18 protein-coding genes are annotated in these 20677 nt (G+C 74.6%); 7 read left to right on the plus strand and 11 right to left on the minus strand.

The features are described from left to right. Nucleotides 1-74 precede the first annotated feature (74 nt). From ACSNOA_RS18245 to ACSNOA_RS18265, 5 genes are all read right to left on the minus strand, one after another. Nucleotides 75-578 carry a DUF2231 domain-containing protein gene (locus ACSNOA_RS18245; protein WP_436659870.1) on the minus strand — a complete coding sequence of 168 codons (504 nt, stop codon included), beginning with the start codon at nucleotides 576-578 and terminating at the stop codon, nucleotides 75-77. 97 nt (nucleotides 579-675) lie between these two features. Next, entirely contained in the window at nucleotides 676-1416 is a 741-nt protein-coding gene (locus ACSNOA_RS18250; RefSeq protein ID WP_436659871.1) for a GAF and ANTAR domain-containing protein, read from the minus strand. A gap of 179 nt (nucleotides 1417-1595) precedes the next feature. Beyond that, on the minus strand, nucleotides 1596-3887 hold the full coding sequence (gene secA2 / locus ACSNOA_RS18255) for an accessory Sec system translocase SecA2 (protein WP_436659873.1): 2292 nt from the start codon (nucleotides 3885-3887) through the stop codon (nucleotides 1596-1598). Between the two features lie 103 nt (nucleotides 3888-3990). Then, the gene (locus tag ACSNOA_RS18260) at nucleotides 3991-5079 is read right to left on the minus strand and encodes a zinc-binding dehydrogenase (protein ID WP_436659874.1); all 1089 of its coding nucleotides are present in this window, start codon (nucleotides 5077-5079) and stop codon (nucleotides 3991-3993) included. Continuing rightward, complete coding sequence (locus ACSNOA_RS18265; RefSeq protein ID WP_436659875.1) at nucleotides 5072-6076, minus strand: Gfo/Idh/MocA family protein; 1005 nt, start codon at nucleotides 6074-6076, stop codon at nucleotides 5072-5074. The genes ACSNOA_RS18260 and ACSNOA_RS18265 overlap by 8 nt, the downstream gene beginning before the upstream one ends. 181 nt (nucleotides 6077-6257) lie before the next feature. Here ACSNOA_RS18265 and ACSNOA_RS18270 point away from each other — a divergent pair, with 181 nt between their 5' ends. The 5 genes from ACSNOA_RS18270 to ctaD all read left to right on the plus strand — a co-directional run bounded on the left by ACSNOA_RS18270 (nucleotide 6258) and on the right by ctaD (nucleotide 12064). Next, nucleotides 6258-7283, plus strand: a complete 1026-nt coding sequence (locus ACSNOA_RS18270; RefSeq protein ID WP_436659877.1) for a glucosyl-3-phosphoglycerate synthase — start codon at nucleotides 6258-6260, stop codon at nucleotides 7281-7283. Between the two features lie 82 nt (nucleotides 7284-7365). Beyond that, on the plus strand, nucleotides 7366-8523 hold the full coding sequence (locus ACSNOA_RS18275; protein ID WP_436659879.1) for a glycosyltransferase: 1158 nt from the start codon (nucleotides 7366-7368) through the stop codon (nucleotides 8521-8523). Nucleotides 8524-8647: 124 nt separating this feature from the next. Continuing rightward, on the plus strand, nucleotides 8648-9097 hold the full coding sequence (locus tag ACSNOA_RS18280; RefSeq protein ID WP_436662362.1) for a DUF4383 domain-containing protein: 450 nt from the start codon (nucleotides 8648-8650) through the stop codon (nucleotides 9095-9097). Nucleotides 9098-9193: 96 nt separating this feature from the next. Then, nucleotides 9194-9922 (plus strand): ATP-binding protein, encoded by a 729-nt coding sequence (locus ACSNOA_RS18285; protein WP_436659881.1) that lies wholly within the window; start codon nucleotides 9194-9196, stop codon nucleotides 9920-9922. Between the two features lie 105 nt (nucleotides 9923-10027). Continuing rightward, nucleotides 10028-12064, plus strand: a complete 2037-nt coding sequence (gene ctaD, locus ACSNOA_RS18290) for an aa3-type cytochrome oxidase subunit I (RefSeq protein WP_436659883.1) — start codon at nucleotides 10028-10030, stop codon at nucleotides 12062-12064. Between the two features lie 46 nt (nucleotides 12065-12110). On the opposite strand, the gene ACSNOA_RS18295 is transcribed toward ctaD, so the two are convergent. From ACSNOA_RS18295 to ACSNOA_RS18315, 5 genes are all read right to left on the minus strand, one after another. Continuing rightward, nucleotides 12111-13256: a SigB/SigF/SigG family RNA polymerase sigma factor gene (locus tag ACSNOA_RS18295; RefSeq protein ID WP_436659885.1), complete on the minus strand. Its 1146-nt coding sequence runs from the start codon at nucleotides 13254-13256 to the stop codon at nucleotides 12111-12113. A 222-nt stretch (nucleotides 13257-13478) separates the two neighbouring features. Next, a complete protein-coding gene (locus ACSNOA_RS18300; RefSeq protein WP_436662363.1) occupies nucleotides 13479-14849 on the minus strand; it encodes a hypothetical protein in 1371 nt (456 codons plus the stop codon). A 326-nt stretch (nucleotides 14850-15175) separates the two neighbouring features. Continuing rightward, nucleotides 15176-15586: a VOC family protein gene (locus ACSNOA_RS18305; protein WP_436659887.1), complete on the minus strand. Its 411-nt coding sequence runs from the start codon at nucleotides 15584-15586 to the stop codon at nucleotides 15176-15178. A 75-nt stretch (nucleotides 15587-15661) separates the two neighbouring features. Then, a complete protein-coding gene (locus tag ACSNOA_RS18310; protein ID WP_436659888.1) occupies nucleotides 15662-17422 on the minus strand; it encodes a thiamine pyrophosphate-binding protein in 1761 nt (586 codons plus the stop codon). Then, nucleotides 17415-18539, minus strand: coding sequence for a Vms1/Ankzf1 family peptidyl-tRNA hydrolase (locus ACSNOA_RS18315; RefSeq protein ID WP_436659890.1), 1125 nt, complete (start codon nucleotides 18537-18539; stop codon nucleotides 17415-17417). Before ACSNOA_RS18315 ends, ACSNOA_RS18310 begins: the two co-directional genes overlap by 8 nt. A 142-nt stretch (nucleotides 18540-18681) precedes the next feature. Between ACSNOA_RS18315 and ACSNOA_RS18320 the strand changes: the two genes are divergently transcribed. Together ACSNOA_RS18320 and ACSNOA_RS18325 are read left to right on the plus strand one after the other, a co-directional pair. Then, nucleotides 18682-19230, plus strand: coding sequence for a hypothetical protein (locus ACSNOA_RS18320; protein ID WP_436659892.1), 549 nt, complete (start codon nucleotides 18682-18684; stop codon nucleotides 19228-19230). Between the two features lie 69 nt (nucleotides 19231-19299). Then, complete coding sequence (locus ACSNOA_RS18325) at nucleotides 19300-20160, plus strand: alpha/beta fold hydrolase (RefSeq protein ID WP_436659894.1); 861 nt, start codon at nucleotides 19300-19302, stop codon at nucleotides 20158-20160. 111 nt (nucleotides 20161-20271) lie between these two features. Here ACSNOA_RS18325 and ACSNOA_RS18330 read toward each other — a convergent pair whose 3' ends face one another. Further along, the gene (locus tag ACSNOA_RS18330; RefSeq protein ID WP_436662364.1) at nucleotides 20272-20613 is read right to left on the minus strand and encodes a DUF3817 domain-containing protein; all 342 of its coding nucleotides are present in this window, start codon (nucleotides 20611-20613) and stop codon (nucleotides 20272-20274) included. Nucleotides 20614-20677: the final 64 nt, after the last annotated feature.

Genomic DNA, 20677 nt, shown 5'->3' on the forward strand with positions numbered 1-20677 from the left:
CCCGTCGCACCCCGGCCGGGCAGGCCCCTCCCAGCGGATCGGGCGCCACCGGTCGGCGGACATCCGGCCCGCCGTCACGGCCGGGGTGGGACGACCTCGGCCGTCGACCCGGTCACGCCGGGCAGGGCGTCGAACGTGGTCGCCTCGGCGCGGCGGCCCGCGTCGAACCGGCGCACGAGGCGCGCGCCGAGTCGGACGCCCACCCCGCCGACGGCCAGGGCCACCACCTCGGTGGCGAGCAGCACGGCCGACGCGCCGCGCTCCGGCGAGTCGGAGCGGATCAGGCAGGCCAGCAGGAAGAGCCCCGCCATGGCGAGGTTCACGAGGTTGAACGCGATCGCGGTGCGCTGCGTGCGGTCGCCGGGCACGTCCCACAGGTCGACCATCCCGGCCACCGCCGCCATGGCGGCGGAGACCAGCGCGGCCACAACCGTCCAGTAGCCGACCTCGCCGAGGAAGGCGGGCCCGCCGAGGACGTCGGTCAGGTCGAAGACGACCGCACAGACGAAGAGCCCGTACGGGAACGTCACCAGCATCGGTTGGATCGGGTGCCCCTGCACCCGTAGCCGGCTCTGCATCGTTCCCTCCCCTGGTGCGTAGCGCGTGAGTCCAGGGTGCTACCCGGGCGCACCCCGGGCGAAACGGCACGAGACCGGACGGAAGCCGACGCCAGGGTCAGTTGTCGCGGTCGCGGGAGACCGTGCGCACCAGCCGCTCGGCCACCTCCCGCAGCGGGATGTCGAGCGACGACGCGGCGCTGCGCAACACCTCGAGCGCCTCGGCGGCCGGGCAGCCCCGTTGCGTCATGATCACACCGATGGCCTGCCCCACCACGCCCTCGTGCAGCAGCGAGGCGTCCCGCTCGCCGGCGACCTCGAGCTGCCGCGCGCGGTCGCGGACGGCCGCCAGCAGCAGGCCCGCGTGCTCGGCGAGCAGCATCGCGGTGAGCTGGTGCTGGGTGGTCAGCGCGTCGCGGGCGTCCGCGTACAGGTTGATCGCCCCGATCACGTGGTCGTCGACGTCGAGCGGCGCCGAGATCACGCCGTGGACCCCGAGGTCGACGGCGCGGGACGTCCAGTCGGGCCACCGCCGCTCCCGGCCGAGGTCCTCCGACAGGACCATCTCCCGCCGCCGGATCGCGTCCATGGCCGGTGAGTCGGGGCCGTGCCGCAGGTCGTCCAGGCCGGCCAGCCGGGGGTCCGAGGCGGCCGCGCTGGCCGGCTGCCCGGCTCGCAGCGCCGTGAAACCGCACCAGCTCACCCCGGCCACGGCGTCCCGGGTGATCCGGACGAGCGCGGCCAGCGCATCATCGAAATCGGTCACGGTGATGAGACCGGCGGTCAGCTCCCGCAACAGCGCGGCCGTCTCCAGCACGCCGACGGTCGCCACCACCGGTGCGTCGGTGTCGAGGTTCACCGGTACACAGCCCCCGTGCCGCGGCCCGTTCCGGCACACCCGGCCGGTGCCATCCCCTGTGTCATGTTCTGCTCTCTCCCGAGTTCCCGGACGCGCCCTACTACCCCCGCGTACAGGGGTCGAAACGGGCCAAAAGGGGGGCCAGCTGGCGGGACCGGCGCCGGACTGGCCCCCGCGGGTCAGCGGGACGCCCCCGTGAGGCGGCGCCCCACCGAGGCGATGAGCCGATCCAGCTCCGAACCGAACGGGTTGTCGTGCACGAGGTACGTCCACGTGGCGGTGGGCCGCACGAGCTTGGCCTCGTCGGGCACCCAGTCCTCGTCGAAGTCGGTCTCGGTGAAAGTGGCGATGGTGCGCGCCTCGATCTCCGGAACCAGCGCGTTGAACGCCGGCACCGCCGCCCGGTGGAACTCGTCGAGCGGGTCGAGCCGGCCCAGCGCCCGCAGGTGCACGCCCTCGCGGACCTCGGACAGCTCGGCCAGGTGCTCGGCCCACAGCCGGTCGAGGTGGAAGAGCGCGATCGAACGCGCGACCCGGGCGAGCAGGTCCTCGTCCATCTCGCCGGCCTTCTCCGGCACCTTGTCCAGCAGCATGAGCGCGGCCACGTCGCTGGTGAGCAGCCGCTCGCGCCGCTCGGCGAGCGCCTTGCGCTGCTGCTCGATCACCACGCTGTAGCGCCAGGTGTTGCGGTGGATCTCGTGGTTGACGCCCTCGGCGACCCGCTGGGCGTGCTCCACCGCGTAGTCGACCTGCTCGTCGGTGACCAGGCCGTCCGCGTTCATCCGCGGCGACGCCGGCACCGAGTCGGCGGCGTGCCGCACGACCAGGTCGTCCTCCAGGCTCACGAAGAAGACCGAGCCGCCCGGGTCGCCCTGGCGGCCGGCCCGGCCGCGGAGCTGGTCGTCGACCCGCCGGCTGTCGTGCCGGCCGCTGCCGATCACGTAGAGGCCACCGAGCTCGGCCACCCGCTCCCGGTCGGCCTGGTCGCTGCCGCCGAGGCGGATGTCGACGCCCCGGCCGGCCATCTGGGTGGAGACGGTCACCGCGCCGTACGCGCCGGCCTCGGCGATGATCGCCGCCTCCTCGTCGTCGTTCTTGGCGTTGAGCACGACGCACGGCACGCCGGCCGCGTGCAGGCCGGCCGCCAGCCCCTCGGACTCCTTGACGTCCAGCGTGCCCACCAGCACCGGCCGCCCCACCTCGTGGCAGCGCTTGATCTCGTCGATCAGCGCCTCCTCCTTCTCGGCGCGGGTCGCGTAGATGCGGTCCGGCTCGTCCTCGCGGACGCAGGGGGTGTTCGGCGGGATCACGGCCACCTCGAGGCCGAAGAACTCGCGCAGCTGGTCGCCGACCAGCACCGCGGTGGCGGTCATCCCGCACACCTTCGGGTAGAGCCCCACGTACGCCTGCACGGCGATCGTGCCGAGCACCTCGCCCTCGGCGGTGGCGTCCAGACCCTCCTTGGCCTCGACGGCCGCCTGGAGCCCGTCGGGCCAGCGGCGGCGCTGGGCCACCCGGCCCCGCATCTCGTCGATCAGCTCGACCGAGCCCTCCCGGACGATGTAGTCCACGTCACGGTGCAGCAGGGCGTGCGCGTGCAGCGCCACGTTGACCGCGGAGAGCTGCTCGACGTGCTCCTCGTCGTACAGGTCGATGCCCAGCTTGGCCTCGACGGCCGCCAGGCCGGCGGAGGTGAACGCCACGCTGCGGCCGTCCTCGGCCACCGTGTAGTGCTTGCCCTTGCGCAGCCCGCGCACGAGGGCGGCGGCGGCGTGCACCGGGTCCTGCTCGCCGGGGACCGCGCCGGCCAGCACCATGGGCACCCGGGCCTCGTCGATGAGGATCGAGTCGGCCTCGTCGACGATGGCGGTGCGCAGGGGCGGCTGCACCCGGTCGTCGATGTCGGTGACGAGCTGGTCGCGCAGGTAGTCGAAGCCGGCCTCGCTGACCGAGACGTAGGTGACGTCGCAGGCGTACGCGTCGCGCCGCTCCTGCGGGGTGGACGCCTCGTTGACCCAGCCCACGGTGAGGCCGAGCAGGGTGTAGACCGGCTCCATCCACTGGGCGTCGCGGCGGGCCAGGTAGTCGTTGACGGTGAGCACGTGGACCGGCCCGTTGCCCATCCGCACGTGCCCGTACGCGGCGACCGCCGCGGTGAGCGTCTTGCCCTCACCGGTCGCCATCTCCGCGACCTTGCCGGAAAGCAGGGCCATCGCGCCGAGCAGCTGGACGTCGTACGGCCGCTGGTCCAGCCCGCGCCGGGCGGCCTCCCGGCCGATCGCGCAGATCTCCTCGTAGCCCGCGGCCCGGCCGGCGGCCTCGGTGAGCTCGGCGTCGTCGAGCGCCGCGAGGTCGTCCTCGCGCGCCTCGATCGCCGGAAGCAGCTTCTCCAGCGGGGCCAGGTCGACCGTGTGCCCCGGGCGCTGGAGGAACCGCCGGAACCTGGTCTTGAACCGTTGCGACACACCCATGAGCGGCAACGGTACGCGAACTCGGGCGGCTTCCGCGTCCCACCCGAGCGGCATGTTGCTCCCGACCCCGGGCCGGGGGCAACACGGTGATCGACTCGCCTCCTCAGACGGCGAGGACCACCTGCAGCTCCTGCCGGCGCCGCTCGGCGAGGTCGGTCAGCAGGGCGGGCGCCTCGTCGAACGGCACCACCGCCGACACCAGGTGCTTGCGGATGAGATCGCCGTGCGTCCGCAGCAGGTCGATCGTCTCGGCGGAGAGCCGCTCCCGGTCCCAGGTCGGCGCGAGCCCGCGGGGCACCCGGCCGATCTGGGCGCACCGGACGGACAGGCCGTTGTGGTGGAATTCCTCCCCGAGGCGCACCGCGTCGGCGCCCGCCTGGTAGAACGCCAGGTCGACGACCGTGCCCTGGGGGCGGAGCAGGCGCAGCGCGAGGTGCAGGGCCGGGGCCCGCCCCCGGCACTGGAACACCACGTCGGCGCCCCGGTCCCCGGGCGCGTGCGCCCAGCGGGTCTTGAGCACCACGGCCGGGTCGTCCGCGTCCAGGTCGAGGGTCTCCAGACCGAGGGCCTCCGCGACCTGGCGGCGCTGGGGCGTCGGGTCGAGCACCACCACCGACGCCGCGCCGTGACGCCGGGCGAACAGGCCCGTGAGCAGCGCCACCACCCCGGCCCCGACCACGGCGACCCGCCGGCCGCGCACCCCGTCGCCGAGCGACCGGACGTCGGCGCCGTGCAGGTCGGCGGCCGCGTGCAGCAGCCCGTTGGCGCAGATCGGCCCCATGTGCGCGACGTAGACGCCGAGCAGCGGGTCCAGGTCGTCCGGCAGCGGCACGAACCGCTCGGCGACCGGGTCGGCGACCCAGCCGGTGCGGTGGCCGTACGTCATGGCGCCGACCGCACCCTCGGCGACGGCCGGGGTGGCGCTCTCCACCACCCGCCCCACCTGCATGTACCCCAACCTCGTCACCGGGTACGGGGTGCTGGGCGGGCCGGGGCGGAACAGGCCGAGGTCGGCGTCCCAGGTGGCGTTGAGCCAGGGGTTGGTGCCCTTCACGTAGCTGAGTTCGGTGCCGGCGGAGACACCGCTGAAGAGGGTGGCGACACGGAAGGTGCCCGGACGCAGCGGCTCGGTGTCCTGCTCGGCCAGGGTGACCCGGCCCGGGCCCTCGACCACCACCACCCGGTCACGCATCGACGCTCACCCCCGCGGTCGCCGCCGGGGTCGCCTCCGCCAGGCGTACGGGCCGCCCGGTGCGGGCCGAGTCGGCCACCGCCAGGGCGAGCCGGTGGGTGGCCAGCGCCTCGGCGTACGAAACCCGGACGTCGTCGGCGACACCGCGGACCGCGTCGACGAACGCCCGATCCACCGCGACCCGGGCGGCCTCCGGGTCGGCCGGCATCCGCCGCTCCCCGTCGGCGTCGCGGACCACGAGGCCGTCCTCGGTCAGCGTCAGGGCCAGCCCGTCGGCCAGGATCTCCAGGACGACCCGGTGCTTCCAGCCGAGGACGCAGGCGGTGCTCAGGGTGCCGACCGCGCCGCCGGCGAAGCGCAGCGTGGCGGCCGTGACCGAGTCGATGTCCGCCCCGTCGACGGGCGGCGGTGTGCCGTCGCCGTACGCCGTGACCTCGGTCGCCTCGCCGGCGAGGACGCGGACCAGGTCCAGGACGTGCGCGGCCTGTTCGACCACCGGGCCGCCGGAGCCGTTCCGGCGGCACCACCAGTCCACCGGCGGCACCCTGTCCCACCAGGAGCCGCTCACCAGCCGGATCCGGCGGCCCGCCAGCAGGTCGCGCGCCTGCCCCACCACGGGCAGGTACCGCCAGTGGTGTCCGACCGCGGTGAGCAGCCCCCGCCGCGCCACGAGCCCGGCGATCCGCTCGGCGGTCAGCAGGTCGAGCGCGACCGGCTTCTCCACGAACATGGGCACCCCGGCGTCGACCACCGCCTCCTCGACGGGGCCGTGCGCGAACGGCGGCACGCAGACGTACACGGCGTCCGGGCCGGCGGCGAGCAGCGCGTCGACGTCGGCGAACGCCCGGGCGCCGTGGGCGCCGGCCAGCGCGGCGGCGGCCTCCGCCCGCACGTCGGTGACCCCGAGCAGGTCGACGTCGGCGAATCCGGCGAGCACGCGCGCGTGCCGCTGCGCCACGCCACCGGCGCCGACCAGTCCCACCCGGCATGTGCCCATCCGGCCCGCCCTCCCGCCCGCGGTCTCCCGTACGAAGGCAAGCACTCCCCCCATCGGCGCGCAACGAAACGTTCACCGGGCCGGAACCAGGTGGTGGGACCGTCGTGATCTAGCTGGTAGGCATGATCCGGTTAGCGCGAGGTCCGCAGTGGGAAAAGGACCCAGCGTCTTCCGCCACACAATGGGGGTGCCCGTGCGGGATATTGAGACCGTTTCACCGGTGGTGGAGGCCTGGGCCACCTACCGCACGACCTCGGCGGACGACTGGAACGCTCGGCACCTGCTCCGCGCCAAGGGCGACAGCCGGGTCAGCGTGGTCCTGCCGGCGCGCAACGAGGAGGCCACCGTCGGCGCGATCGTGTCGACGATCCGCGAGCACCTCATGGACCGCGTCGCCCTGGTCGACGAGCTCATCGTCGTGGACTCGCGGTCCACCGACCGGACCGCCCGGGTGGCCCGCGCCGCCGGGGCGGAGGTGGTCAGCCAGGACGCCATGACGCGCGGGCTGCCCCGGCTGAGTGGCAAGGGGGACGCCCTCTGGGCCGGGCTCGCCGCCGCGGAGGGCGACATCGTGGCGTTCGTCGACGCCGATCTGCGGGAGTTCCGCCCCCACTTCGTGACGGGGCTGGTCGGCCCGCTGCTGACCGACCCGTCGGTCGAGTTCGTGAAGGGCTTCTACCACCGGCCGCTGGTCGGCACCACGAGCGTGGAGCCCGACGGCGGCGGCCGGGTGACCGAGCTGATGGCCCGCCCGCTGCTCAACCTGTTCTGGCCGGAGCTGGCCGGCTTCGTGCAGCCCCTCGCCGGCGAGTACGCGGGCCGCCGCGACGTGCTCGCGCAGGTGCCGTTCGTCTCCGGCTACGGGGTGGAGACGGCCATGCTCATCGACCTGCTGGAGCTGGTGGGGCTCGACGCGCTGGCCCAGGTCGACCTCGGTGAGCGCAAGCACCGGCACCAGGACACGGCGGCGCTGGGCCGGATGTCCGCGCAGATCCTGCTGACCGTCTGGTCGCGCCTGCAACGACGCGGCTGGGCCGCTCCGGGCGCCGACCCCACTCCCCTGTTGACGCAGTTCCGTCGCGGCGGTTCCGAGGGGCTGCCCAACCTCGAGCGGGAGATCGTGGTGAGCGACGTGTCCATCGAGGAGCGACCGCCCCTCGCGGAGCTGCGGCACCGGGTGCCGCGCCGGCGGATGGCGGCGGCGTGACCGCCCGACGCGGAGACCGCGAGGTGCGCCCGAGCGGCGAGGCGGGGGCGGCCCGCCGGCCGGGCGACGGGACCCGGGTCCGATGAGCCTCACCGTGCTCCTGAACGCCGGCCCGTGGCTGTCCGTGCCGCCACCGGGCTACGGCGGCATCGAGAACGTCGTGGCCACGCTGGTGCCGGAGCTGCGGCGGCTCGGCGTCCGGGTCGTGCTCGCCTCGGTGGGCACCAGCGAGCTGCCGGTCGACGAGCTGGTGTCGGTGTTCCCCGACGGCCAGTTCGCGGCCCTGCAACGGCCGTACAACCAGGTCTGCGGCATCGCCCAGGCGCACCTGGCCGGGGTGGTCCGCCAGCTGCACACGCGCGACGACATCGACCTCGTGCACGACCACGTCGAGGCCGTGGGCCTCGCCACCCTCACCGCCATGGGCCCGGACGCCCCGCCGGTGCTGCACACCCTGCACTGGGACCTGGCGAAGCACCCGGCGCTCTACGGCACCCTCGACGGCGGCGACCGGGTGCGGGTGAACGGCGTGTCCGCCGCGCAACTGGCCCGGGCGCCGCAGGCGCTGCGCGACCACTCGGTGGGGCACGTGCACCTGGCCACCCCGCTCGCCGTCGGGGCGGACCGCCGGCCGCGGCGGGAGAAGGGCGACCACGTCGTCGTGCTCGGCCGGATCAACCCGGGCAAGGGGCAGGACCTCGGGGCGCGGCTCGCCCGGCAGGCCGGCTTCCCGCTGGTGCTGGCCGGTCCGGTCGGGCCGTACCACCGGCCGGAGGCGCTGGCCGCCGCCGGTGACGACGCCCGGCAGAACCCGGACGTCCGCTTCTTCCTCGACGAGGTGGCGCCGTACGTGGACGGCGAGCTGGTCCGCTGGGTCGGCACGGTCGCCGGACAGGACCGCGACGACCTGGTGGCCGGGGCGCGCGCGACGTTGTTCCCCCTGCGCTGGGAGGAGCCCGGGGGCACCGCCGTGGTGGAGTCGCTCGCGCTCGGCACCCCCGTGGTGGCCACGGCCCGGGGCTGCCTGCCGGAGCTGGTCGAGCACGGCCGCACCGGGCTGCTCACCGCCGACGAGGAGGAGCTGGGCGACCTCGTGGCGGCGGTGGGCCGGCTCGACCCGGACGAGTGCCGCCGCGAGGCGGCGGCCCGGTTCACCCCGGCCGTGATGGCCGAGCGCTACCTCGCCCTGTACGACCGGGTCCGGCAGCCGGCCGCGGCCGCGCGGCTGCAACCCGCCTGATCCGTGGACGTCCGGTCGCCGGCCCCGCAGGGTGGCCCGGCGGCGGCCGGTTTGCGCCCGCCGGTTCGGGGTAGCCGCGCACGGCCCAGGGCCGCACAGGGAGGAGACGGTGGTGGCCGGACCCATGGCACACTCCCGCGCCCGGCCCAATCCGGCCGACGGCAAGCCCCCGGTACGCCGGGTCACCGCGGTGGTGGCCGTGCTCTTCGTGCTCATCGGGGTGCTCGGCTTCGTGCCCGGCGTCACCCATCCGTTCGCCGACCTGCGCCTCGCCGGTCACCACTCGGGTGCACGGCTGCTCGACGCGTTCCAGGTCTCGGCGCTGCACAACATCGTCCACCTGGTCTTCGGGGTGGCCGGGCTCGCGATGTCGCGCACGGTCGCCATGGCCCGGGTTTACCTGGTCGGTGGGGGCGCGATCTACCTGGTGCTGTGGCTCTACGGTCTCGCCGTCGACGCCGACAGCGGCGCGAACTTCCTTCCGCTAAACCCGGCCGACGACTGGCTGCACCTGGGCCTGGGCGTCGGGATGATCGGCCTCGGCGCGTTGACCGCGCGGCGGGCGCCGGCCTGACCGCCCCGCCGGCCCGACCCGTCCGGCCCGCCGGTTTGTTCGGGCGCCGCCGGGGGTAGTTCTGGAGTCCCACGGACGAGACGCGAGAGGGCCCTGATGGCGAGCCGGATCACCTGCGAGGTACGCGACGGGTCCCCGGTCACCGTCGTCCGCCTCGCCGGAATGCTGGACCTGGACACGATGCGGTCGGTCCACGGGACGCTGGAGTCCTGCCTCGCGGCCCAACCGGACGCCGTCGTGGTGGACCTCGGCGAGGTCACCGTCGGCGACCGCCTGGCGCTGGCGGTCTTCGCCGCCACGGCCCGCCGCGCCGAGGAGTGGCCGGCCGTGCCCGTGGTGCTCTGCGCCCCGCCGCCGCCCGCCGAGCGCTGGTTGGCGGAGACCACGGCGTGCCGGGTGCTTCCCGTACGGCGCAACTGCGCCGAGGCCACCCAGGCGGCGGGCGCGGCGGTCGCGCCGCGCCTGCGCGCTCGGCTTGAGCCGGTGGCCGAGGCGTGCCGGCGGGCACGGGACCTGGTCGGCGACGCCTGCACCCGGTGGAACCTCCCGGACGTCGCCGGCCCTGCCTCGGTGGTGCTCAGCGAGCTGGTCGCCAACGTGGTCCGCCACGCCCGGACGCCCATGCACGTCACGCTGACCCTGCGCCGGCCGTACCTGCACCTGGCCGTGGTCGACGGCAGCCGCGCCGCGGCGCAGGAGCGCACCCCGGACGCGCGCGCCGAGGGGGGCCGGGGGCTGCTGCTGGTACGCCAGCTGGCGCAGCGCTGGGGCACCGTCCCGGCCGGCGACGGCAAGGCCGTGTGGGCGATGGTGCCGGCGAGCTGAGCTGCCCGGCGAAACCGACCTGATTCAGACCTTCGGCCTGGTTTCATGGAAACCGGGCCGGGTAGGCACGCCCGTCCCTTTTGCGCGACGACGGGTGAACCAACCATGCCGGAACGGGCCCCCACGGAGCCAGGTCGAGACCGCGGGCCCGCGATCCTCGCGCCGGCCCGGTTCGGCGGCTACCCGGGGCCCGTGCGGCTGCCCGTCCCGGGTAGTTCGCTGATCCGGTTCCTGGCCACCACGGACCACAAGCAGATCGGGATCCTGTACCTGCTCACGTCGTTCGGGTTCTTCGTGGCGGCGGGGTTCGAGGCGATGGTGATGCGCGCCGAGTTGGCGCGTCCCGGGCTGCAGTTTCTGTCCTCGGAGCAGTACAACCAGTTGTTCACCTCGCACGGCGCGGTGATGCTGCTGCTGTTCGCCACACCGGCGGCGTTCGGGTTCGGCAACTTCATCGTGCCGATCCAGATCGGCGCCCCCGACGTGTCCTTCCCCCGGCTCAACGCCCTGGCCTACTGGCTCTACCTGTTCGGTGGGCTCATGGTCATCGGCGGCTTCCTGGCGCCGGGTGGCTCCGCGGACTTCGGGTGGACGGCCTACACGCCGCTGAGCGACGTGGAGCACTCCCCGGGCGTGGGCGCGAACATGTGGGTGATCGGCCTGGTCGTCTCGGGTCTGGGCACGATCCTCGGCGCGGTCAACCTGATCACCACGATCCTCACGCTGCGCGCACCCGGCATGACCATGTTCCGGATGCCGATCTTCACCTGGAACATGCTCTTCACGAGCGTCCTGGTGATCCTGGTCTTCCCGCTGCTGGCGGCGGCGCTGCTGGCCCTGGCGGCGGACCGGCTGGTCAACGCGCACGTCTTCGACGCGGCGACGGGCGGGCCGCTGCTGTGGCAGCACCTGTTCTGGTTCTTCGGCCACCCCGAGGTCTACATCATCGCGTTGCCGTTCTTCGGCATCATCACCGAGATCATCCCCGTGTTCGCGCGTAAGCCGATCTTCGGTTACACGGGTCTGGTGTTCGCGACGATCGCCATCACGATCCTGTCGATGACCGTGTGGGCGCACCACATGTTCGGCACCGGGCAGGTGCTGCTGCCGTTCTTCAGCATCCTCAGCTACCTCATCGCCGTGCCGACCGGCGTGAAGTTCTTCAACTGGATCGGCACGATGTGGAAGGGGCAGCTCACCTTCGAGACACCGATGCTGTTCGCCATCGGCTTCCTCGTGACGTTCCTGCTCGGCGGCCTCACCGGCGTGCTGCTGGCGAGCCCGCCCGCGGACTTCCACACGCACGACACGTACTTCGTCGTGGCGCACTTCCACTACGTGGTCTTCGGCACGGTGGTGTTCGCGCTGTTCGGTGGCTACTACTTCTGGTGGCCGAAGATGACGGGGCGGCTGCTCGACGAACGCCTCGGCAAGATGCACTTCTGGACGATGTTCCTGGGCTTCCACGGCACGTTCCTGGTCCACCACTGGCTGGGCGCCGAGGGCATGCCCCGCCGGTACGCCGACTACCTGCCCACCGACGGGTTCACCACCCTCAACACGATCTCCACGATCTCGGCGTTCGTGCTCGGGTTCTCCACGTTGTTCTTCATCTACAACGCGTGGAAGTCCTGGCGCTACGGCGCGATGGTGACAGTGGACGACCCGTGGGGGTTCGGCAACTCCCTCGAGTGGGCCACGACCTGTCCGCCGCCGCTGCGCAACTTCGACCGGATGCCCCGCATCCGCTCGGAGCGCCCGGCCTTCGACGCCAAGTACGGGACCCTGGTCGCCGACCTGGGCCGCGACCTGCCGCAGCGCGCCGCCCGGCCGCCGCAGGCGTTCCACGAGCAGTTGCGCCACGTCGCGCAGGTGCCGGAGTCGCCGGCCGCCGAGGGCGCGCACGGTCCACGCGAGGTGGCCGAGTACACGCCGGCGCCGCAGTCCGGCGCCCGCCCCGTGAACGTGCCCGGCCCGGAGGACGCCCGGCGGCCGAGCTTCGAGGAGACCGACGAGCCGGAGGAGACCCGTCTCGGCGCGCAACGCGCGCCGCAGGAGAAGGACGAGTGGCGGCACCCGTCCAGCCACGGCGACCCACCCGAGCATCCCCGTGAGCCGCCGGAGCGGCGCGAGGAGGGGTGAGACACGCGCGGGGCCGGCGCCCGTGGCGCCGGCCCCGCGTCCGCTCCTACGGCTTCACGGGCTGCGTCGCGGCGAGGCCGGCCGCGGTGAGCGAGCGGCGTACCGCGGGCTGCACGCGGGTGAGCCGCAGCGGCACCCCGGTGCGGGCCGCGGCGTCCCGACCGGCCACCAGCGCGGCGATCCCTCCGGCGTCGACCCCGCCCGCGCCGACCAGGTCGACCACCACCTCGCTCGGCTGGCCGGTGACCGCCTCCAACATCGCCCGGCGCAGCTGGTCGGCGCCGTCGCGGTCCACGTCGCCGCCGACCTCGACGACCACCCGGTCGCCGTTCTGCCGGACGTTGATGCGGGCCTTGGCCGTCTCGGACTCCGCGGCGCCGTTCTGCCACGGCGGCGGGGCGTCGGCGAGCATCGCCTGACGCAGCCAGGTCAGCGCACGCGACAGCAGCCGGGAGACGTGCATCTGAGAGATGCCGAACCGGGCCGCGATCTCCGCCTGCGTCTGGTTGCCGTAGAAGCGCATGGCCAGGATCCGCCGCTCCCGCCAGGGCAGGCGGTGCAGCAGGCCGCTCACCGTCACCCGGTCGTCGACCGACTCCAGCGCGTTGTCCGACTCGCCGACCAGGTCGCCGAACTCGGCCGAGCTCTCGCCACCCACCGGCGCGTTCAGCGAGGCGGGGCTGTAACCGGCGGCCGACTCCAGCGCGGCCAGGATCTCCTCCTCCGGCGTCTCCAGCCGCTCCGCCAACTCGGCGACCGACGGCGCCCGGGACAGCTCGCTGGTCAGCGCCGCGGTGGCCTGCCCCACCTCGAGGATCAGGTCACGCAGGCGGCGGGGGACGTGCACGCCCCAGGTCCGGTCCCGGAAGTGCCGCTTGATCTCACCGACGATCGTGATCGCCGCGTACGCGGTGAAGGAGCCCCGTTCCGGGTCGTACCGGTCGACGGCGTTCACGAGCCCCAGCCGGGCCACCTGCTCCAGATCCTCCAGCGGCTCACCCCGGCCGCGGTACCGGCGCGCGAGCCGGCCGGCGAACGGCAGGGCGAACCGGACCAGGTCGTCGCGGGCCTCCTGACGCCGCTCGGGCGGCAGCCCCTCGATGCGCGCCGCGTACGCCAGAGCGGCGGCGTCGAGGTCCTCCAGTCCTCGCTCGGTGGGTGGTGGTGTGCTTGTGGTGGTCTGTCCGAACATCCGCGCCTCCCTCAGGAAGGTCCCCCGCCCGGATTGGGAAACCGGTCGTGCGCGTGGTCGGGCCACGCACCGGGCCGGAAGTGGGTTACGTGACTGGGACGCCAGCGGGCGACGAAACACGCTGCGCTACGTGGTCAGTCCATCGCAGCCAGCGATGTTCCCGCTCCGTAGGTACTCAATCACGGGATCCCGGGTTCGCGAGGATGTTTCGCTGGGCTCACCTCAAGAGACGAGCAACCCCTGGTGGGTGCCGCTGTCGCGGAGCACGGTGAGCGCCTCGGTCACGGCCAGCGGGGGCGGCGTCGGCAGGTCGTACGGCTGCGCCCGCAGGACCTCCGTGGCGCGGCGGGTCGGCACCGAGGCGACCGGGTAGCCCCGCGCGGAGGTGCGGTCCAGGGCGCGGCGACGCCGCCCGAAACCGGCCACCGCGAGCCACTGGGGCAGCCCGGCGAGGGCCGGCGAGCGGACGCCGGGCGGCTCGGGCAGCACGTCCACCGAGGTGAACGGCTCGCTGCCGGCGAGCCACCACTCGACCCCCTCGACGCTGCGCCGGGTGGCGTTCTCGCACCAGTACGGCACGAGCCCCGCCCGCACCACCTGCCACGGGTCGAGCAGCCGCCCGCACTCCACGACGAGCCGGTCGCCGGTCTTGCCCGCCGCACGCAGCCAGCGGCGGTACAGGTCGGCGATCGCCGCGCTGAGCGCCTCCGGCCGCGGGAAGAGCACCCGGTGCAGGGGGTGCCCGCCGCGCCCGGCCCAGTCCCGGGCGCTGAGTTCGAAACCCGACTCGACGCCGTGCTCGGCGTAGCCGGACGGGGAGGAGACCTGCGGCGGCTCCCAGCGGGCCGCGTCCCCGCCCGCCGACCGGAGCACCTGGCGCAGGGCGTGGCTGTCCGGGTGGAAGTCCACCGGGTCCAGTCCGCTGCCCGGGCAGCCGACCTGGAAGCTGTGCCCCTGCCCCGGGTCGAGCACCGGCCAGGTGCGGGCGTCGCGCAGCAGCAGCACCGGCGCGCCGGGGGCGAGCCGGTCGGTCAGGAAACGCCGGTACGCGGCCGGCAGGGTCCGCCAGCGGGCCGCCAGGGAGACCATGGCCCCGGCCAGCGCGCCCCGGCTCGCCGGGCAGTGCACCTGGCGTACGTGCAGGTCGTCGTTCCCGGCGAGCAGCCGCCCGCAGAGCGCGGCCCCGTGGTCCAGGGCGGCGCCCGGCCGGTCCACGGCGCCCTGCGCCCAGTGCACGGTCATCTCGAAGCCGGCGGGCAGCCAGGGCACACCGAGGGCCACCGCCAGGTGCGCCGCGGCGCCGTGCGGCGAGCCGAGCACCGCGCCCGGGTAGCGCCGCCGGGGGTACTGGTCGACGAACCAGCTCGCCACCCGCGCCGCGTCCACGTCGGCGGTCTGCGCGGGCGTGAGCGCGACCCGTCCGGCGGCCCGGGTGACGGCCGCCCGGCGCACCGGGTCCGGTGCGCCGGGAAAACGGGACACCGGACCCGGATGCCCCAGGTCGGCGCAGTCGCTGCCGCGCAGCGCGCGGGCCGTGGCGGCGACCAGGACCCGCGCCGTGCTGCCGGCCGCCACGACGCGGTCTCCCGCCATACCGGCGTCTGCGGCAACCAGCCCCTCGTGCACCTTGTGCACCGGCCCCACCTTGCCTCGTTCGCTCACCACGCGGCCCGGCTTCCCGTCCGGATGCGGTTCAAACGGGCCCTCCCCCACCGGGCGGGGCCAATCCGCTGATCGGGGGCGCTTCGCCGATACCGGGCGGTAGGTGGCGTCCGGCCCGCCTCGCCCCGCCCGTCCCGGGCACACCCGGGAGTCCGGGCGTGATCGACTCCGCTCGCCGAGGTCGTGGTGTCCGCTCGGCCGGGCGAGGCCACGTCGGCGGCGCTGGCGCGGTCAGGCAGGTCGAGGCCCGCGAACGCTCAGCGCAGCTCCTGGATGCGGACCAGGTTGCCGGCGGGATCGCGGAAGGCGCAGTCCCGGATGCCGTACGGCTGCTCGGTCGGCTCCTGGACGACCTCGGCGTCGCCGGCCTGCACCTTCTCGAAGGTGGCGTCCAGGTCGCGGGTGGCCAGCAGGATCCAGCCGTAGGTGCCCTTCGCCATCATCTCGGCGATGGTGCGGCGCTCGTCCTCGGTGATCCCGGGGTCGGTGGTCGGCGGCGCCAGGAGGATCGAGGTGTCGGGCTGGTTGACGGGGCCCACGGTTATCCACCGCATCCGGCCCTGACCCACGTCGTTGCGGACCTCGAAGCCGAGGACGTCGCGGTAGAACGCCAGGGACGCGTCCGGGTCGACGTGCGGAAGAACGCTGGTGTGAATGGTGATGTCCATGCCGACCAGGCTAGGTACGGGCCCGCGGCCCCGCTTCTCGAATCCTGACCGATCGTGACCGGCCGGACCACGAGGTCAGGTGAGGTCCTCCGCGGCCACCGACAACTGCCGGTCCACCTGCTCCCGGACGCGGCGCGCGGCGGCACCGTCGGCGTAGACGCCCCGCAGGTCGGCGAAGGCGGGCTCCGGCGGGGCCAGCGGCACGGCCGCGTCGACCACCGCCTCCACCACGCACGGCCGGTCCGCCGCCAGCGCCTCGTCCCACGCGGCGCCCACCAGCTCCGGGCGGTCCACACGGACGCCGTGCAACCCGAGCAGCCGGGCCCAACCGGCGTACGGCACGTCCGGCCGGCGTCGCCCCGGGTCGCTGACCGGCTGGCGACCACCGCCCATCCCGGACTGGTCGCGGTTGTTGAGGACCAGCACCACGAGCCGCGGATCGGGCCAGCGCGACCAGTGGTGCGCCACGGTGATCAGCTCGGCCAGGCCGTTGAGCTGCATGGCGCCGTCGCCGACCAGCGCGATCACCGGCTGGTCCGGCGCCGCGAGCTTCGCGGCCACGGCGTACGGCAGGGCGCAGCCCATCGAACCGAGCGTGCCGCAGAGCTGGGCGTTCACGCCGGGCGGCAGCTCCAGGTGCCGCGCGTACCAGTAGAGGACCGATCCCACGTCCACGGCGAGCGCGCCCGCGCGCGGCACCCGGGGCGACAGCTCCTGGAGCACCAGCTGCGGGTTCACCGGCTCGGCGGGCGCCGACGCACGATCGGTGAGTTCCTGCCGCCAGCGGTCGACGGAGTTCTCGACGGTGGCCCGCCACCGCGGGTTCGGCCGGTCCGGGATCCGGTTGAGCAGGGCGCGCAGCGTCTCGGCGGCGTCGCCGACGAGCGGGACGTCGACCGGGTACCGGCTGCCGATCCGGCGGCCGTCGATGTCGATCTGCACGGTCCGGACCTGGCCGGGCATCGGCAGGTAGCCGGTCCACGGATCGTTGGTGCCGACCATCAGCAACGTGTCGCAGCCCCCCATCAGCTCGGCGGCGGCCCGGGTGCCCACCTCGCCGAGCACGCCGGTGTGGAACGGCAGCCGCTCGTCGAGGACCGGCTTGCCCAGCAGTGAGGTGGCCACCCCGGCCCCGAGCCGGTCGGCCAGCGCGAGCACCTCGTCCTCCGCGTCCCGGGCGCCCTGCCCCACGAGGATCGCGGTGCGCTGGCCGCCGCCGAGCACCTGCGCGGCAGCCGCGAGGTCGACGTCGTGCGGCAGCACCCGGGCCAGCGGCTCGCCGGGCGTCGCCGTGATCACCCCGGCGGCGTACGCCTGGAGGTCCGGCACCGAGGCCTCCTGCACCTGCCGGGGCAGCACCACGCAGACCGGGCTGCGGGTCGCCGCGGCGGTGCGGAACGCCTGGTCGAGCAGGCCGGGCACCTGGCCGGCGCTGCGGGCGTACTGGACGAACTGGTTGCAGACGTCGCCGAAGAGCCGGCTGAGCCCGATCTCCTGGTGCGCCCCGCCGAGCGGGCCGGACACGTCCTCGCCGACGAGCGCCACGACGGGCTTGCTGTCCAGCTTGGCGTCGTACAGGCCGTTGAGCAGTTGCACGGCGCTCGGCCCCTGGGTGGCCAGGCAGACGCCGATCCCGCCGGTGAACTTCGCGTGCCCGGTCGCCATGAACGAGGCGGTCTCCTCGTGCCGGGCCGGCACGAACTCCGGGTCCCCGCCCGCGCGGTCGAGCGCCGCAACGATCGGGGCGATGGCCTCGCCCGGATAGCCGAACGCCCGGGGCACCCGCCAGGCCCGCAGCCGCTCGACCACCAGGTCGGCCGCGACGCGCTCAGCCATTGCCCCGCCCGGGGGTGCTCGCGTCGACGTAGCGCAGCACCGCGCCGACCCCGTCGGTCAGCTCCGGCGCCTCCTCCGGCCCGAGCACGGTCAACTCGGCGTCGGTGCCGACGAGCGCCCGCACCAGCGCGGCGTCGGCCCGTACGCGCTGCGGCTCGGCGACCGACATCGCGCTGAGCTGCCCGGGGTCGACGGCGATCTCGGTGGGCTCGGGGCCGATCCAGAGCTCGCCGTTGGCCGACGGGTCGTCCACGATCAGCATGGTCTCGACCTGGTTACGCTGGAGCGCCCCGACCACCGCCTCCAGGCCGGCGCCGACGTCCTCCTGCATGCCGAACCGGTCCAGGGCCGCGGCGATGCGCTGGTCGGCCACCTCGGCGATGGTCTGCACGGTCAGGTCGTCGAGCTGGGTCTGGTCCGCGCCGCCGGCCCGGGAACCGGCGTCGGTGCGGACCACGACGTCCTGCCAGCGCGGCGGCATCTGCGCGGCGACCATTCCGGTGGCCCGCACGTCGCCGGCCACCACCACCACGTCCGCGCCGACCCGCTCGGCCAGGTCGACGGTCGCGGCGGTCACGTCGCCGGCGTTGTGGTGCCACGCCTCCATGGCCGCGCGCTGGTATCGCGGCTGCGACCAGCCGCCCGGCTGCACCCGGCGCAGCTGCGAGTTCTCGCGCCCCACCACGTGCGCCCGGCGCGGCACGCCCCCGGCGCTGACCGCCATGGCGTCGGCGCCGGTCCGGTCGGCCAGCACCCGCACCCACGCCACCTGCTCACCACGTTGGGCGAGCAGCGGCATCACGTGCGGCAGCGGCGCGTAACTGGCGAGGTCGCGCAGCGGCGGGGCGGAGAGGTACTCGGTTAGCACCACCCGGCCGCGGGTGGCGAACACGGCCAGGCCGTAGCTACCCGCCATCGGGTCGTGGCCGCGGACCACCCGGTCCAGCGCCGCGACGGTGGGCTCGTCCGCGCCCTGGTCGGTGAGTTGGCCCTGCAGCGCCCGCCAGCGCAGGTCGAGCGCCGGGTGGGCCTCGTGCGTGTCGGCCGACGCGTCCACGTACACGGAGCACCACGGCCCGGGACGGTCGTAGAGCGGGCGCAGGAAGGACAGCTGCATGCTCGACCCCTTTCCAGCTCGGCCCTGCGCTTACCCGTGCCGCCCCGGAGTTCACCTGACGGTCGTGAGCGCGTGACCAGGTTTCATTCACGCCGTTCAACCCCTTCCGCCGATACCATCAGTGAACGGATCAGGACTCTCGGTGGTGAACATGGACAGCGGACTCGACACCCGACGGATCGCCCACCCCACGGAGCGGATCGTCGCGGGCCGTGTGGTGCGGCTGCTCGACGGCTACTCCCGGGAGGTGGCGGTCGGTCAGCCGGTGCTCGTGGCGGTGCTTGCCGCGGCCGGCGTGGCGAGCCTGCCGATGCGGCTGGCGCGCGCCGTCCTGCCCGGCGGGGCGGGTGGGCCCCGGCGACGCTGGAAGGACCTGAAGAAGGGCCCGGAGTACCTGGTGACGCCCCTGCGGTTGCGCGACGCCACCGGCCGGCTCTGCGAGGTCGAGCTGCACGGGCACCTGCCGCAGAGCGCCCTGCACCCCGCCGACCACGTCCAGCTGACGCTCCGGCCGCAGGCCGACCCCGACCTGCCGCCCCGGATCGAACGGATCGTCAACCTCACCACGGGGCAGCTGCTCACTCCCCGCACGGCCACGGTCTGGACGCACCTCGGCCCGCCGCTGCTGCTGCGGGCCACGTTCGGGATGCTGCTCCTTCTCGGGATCGCCGCCTGGTCCGCTCTGCGCTGACCGGCCGGGGCGCGCGTGTCGCTCCGCCGGCGCGTTTCGGCCGGCGCGGGCCGGGGCACCGGGGAACGCATGTTCGACGGATTCGCCCTGGACTCGATCGACGTCGGCGCGGTACGGCTGCGGGTGCGCCACGGCGGATCCGGGCCGCCCGTCGTGCTGCTGCACGGCCACCCGCGCACCCACGCCACCTGGCACCGGGTCGCGCCGCTGCTCGCCACCCGGCACACCGTGATCTGCCCCGACCTGCGCGGGTACGGCGGTTCCACGGTGCCGCCGGACACACCCGACCATTCGTCGTACGCGAAGCGGGCGATGGCCGCCGACGTGGTCGCGCTGCTCGACGCGCTCGGCCACCGGCGCGCCGCCGTGGTGGGCCACGACCGGGGCTGCTACGTGGCCATGCGCACGGCGCTGGACCACCCCGACCGGGTGAGCCGGCTCGGGGTGCTCGACGGCGTGCCCATCGGCGAGGCGCTGGCCCGCGCCGACGCGCGGTTCGCCGCCCGGTGGTGGCACTGGTTCTTCCTCGGGCAGACCGACAAGCCGGCCGAGCGGATCATCAACGCCGACCCGGACGCCTGGTACGGCGGGACGCCTGAGCAGATGGGCGAGGAGGCGTACGCGGACTACCGCCGCGCGATCCACGACCCGGCCACCGTGCACGCCATGTGCGAGGACTACCGGGCGGGGCTCGGACCGGACCGGGCCGCCGACGACGCCGACCGGGCCGCCGGTCGCCGGATCGCCTGCCCGGTGCTGTTCGCCTGGTCGGAGCGGGACGACATGGTCGAGCTGTACGGCGATCCCGGGGCCATCTGGCGGGACTGGGCCGACGACCTGCGGGTCGCGTCGGTGGACTCGGGCCACCACATGGCAGAGGAGGCCCCGGAGGAGCTGGCCGCGCTGCTCAGCGACTTCCTCGCCGGCTGACCGCGCGGACGCCGCGTGGCTGACGCCTGGCCGGCGGGCGTTGGCGCGGACTTCCGGCGGCTGACGGCCGGACGCCGGCGCGGGCATCGGACGGCGGGCGCCGTCCGGCGGTCAGCGGGCCGGCACGGGCTCCGGACGGGCCGCCGCCTCCGCCGACCCGAGCATCCCCCGGCGGCGGGCCCAGCGCTCGTACACGAGGGTGGCGAACGGGGGCACCGCGCAGGCCAGGGCCACCCCGGTCGCGAGCAGGCTCCACCGGTGCCGCCGGGCCACGAGGAGGACCAGCAGGAGGTACGCGACGAAGAGCCCGCCGTGGATCGGGCCGAACACCTTCACACCGACCTCGTTGCCGGGCGGGCCGTACTTGACGGCCATGCCGACCAGGAGGCCGAGCCACGAGCATGCCTCGGCGACCGCCGCTCCCACGAACAGCCGGGTCACCCTGTCGCGCATCGCCATCGCCACCCCTTCCGGCGGCCCATGGTAGCGGGCGCCGGGCCGGTGGTCGGGGCGAACC

Origin of the sequence: Micromonospora sp. URMC 103 (assembly GCF_051386435.1) — a bacterium.
Classification (GTDB): Bacteria; Actinomycetota; Actinomycetes; order Mycobacteriales; family Micromonosporaceae; genus Micromonospora.

Coding starts and splice junctions, on each gene's coding strand:
- ACSNOA_RS18275 (WP_436659879.1), top strand. CDS start 7,366: ATGAGCCTCACCGTGCTCCTGAACGCCGGCCCGTGGCTGTCCGTGCCG.
- ACSNOA_RS18300 (WP_436662363.1), bottom strand. CDS start 14,849: ATGGCGGGAGACCGCGTCGTGGCGGCCGGCAGCACGGCGCGGGTCCTG.
- ACSNOA_RS18265 (WP_436659875.1), bottom strand. CDS start 6,076: ATGGGCACATGCCGGGTGGGACTGGTCGGCGCCGGTGGCGTGGCGCAG.
- secA2 (WP_436659873.1), bottom strand. CDS start 3,887: ATGGGTGTGTCGCAACGGTTCAAGACCAGGTTCCGGCGGTTCCTCCAG.
- ctaD (WP_436659883.1), top strand. CDS start 10,028: ATGCCGGAACGGGCCCCCACGGAGCCAGGTCGAGACCGCGGGCCCGCG.
- ACSNOA_RS18310 (WP_436659888.1), bottom strand. CDS start 17,422: ATGGCTGAGCGCGTCGCGGCCGACCTGGTGGTCGAGCGGCTGCGGGCC.
- ACSNOA_RS18315 (WP_436659890.1), bottom strand. CDS start 18,539: ATGCAGCTGTCCTTCCTGCGCCCGCTCTACGACCGTCCCGGGCCGTGG.
- ACSNOA_RS18245 (WP_436659870.1), bottom strand. CDS start 578: ATGCAGAGCCGGCTACGGGTGCAGGGGCACCCGATCCAACCGATGCTG.
- ACSNOA_RS18270 (WP_436659877.1), top strand. CDS start 6,258: ATGGGGGTGCCCGTGCGGGATATTGAGACCGTTTCACCGGTGGTGGAG.
- ACSNOA_RS18260 (WP_436659874.1), bottom strand. CDS start 5,079: ATGCGTGACCGGGTGGTGGTGGTCGAGGGCCCGGGCCGGGTCACCCTG.
- ACSNOA_RS18305 (WP_436659887.1), bottom strand. CDS start 15,586: ATGGACATCACCATTCACACCAGCGTTCTTCCGCACGTCGACCCGGAC.
- ACSNOA_RS18285 (WP_436659881.1), top strand. CDS start 9,194: ATGGCGAGCCGGATCACCTGCGAGGTACGCGACGGGTCCCCGGTCACC.
- ACSNOA_RS18280 (WP_436662362.1), top strand. CDS start 8,648: ATGGCACACTCCCGCGCCCGGCCCAATCCGGCCGACGGCAAGCCCCCG.
- ACSNOA_RS18325 (WP_436659894.1), top strand. CDS start 19,300: ATGTTCGACGGATTCGCCCTGGACTCGATCGACGTCGGCGCGGTACGG.
- ACSNOA_RS18330 (WP_436662364.1), bottom strand. CDS start 20,613: ATGCGCGACAGGGTGACCCGGCTGTTCGTGGGAGCGGCGGTCGCCGAG.
- ACSNOA_RS18295 (WP_436659885.1), bottom strand. CDS start 13,256: ATGTTCGGACAGACCACCACAAGCACACCACCACCCACCGAGCGAGGA.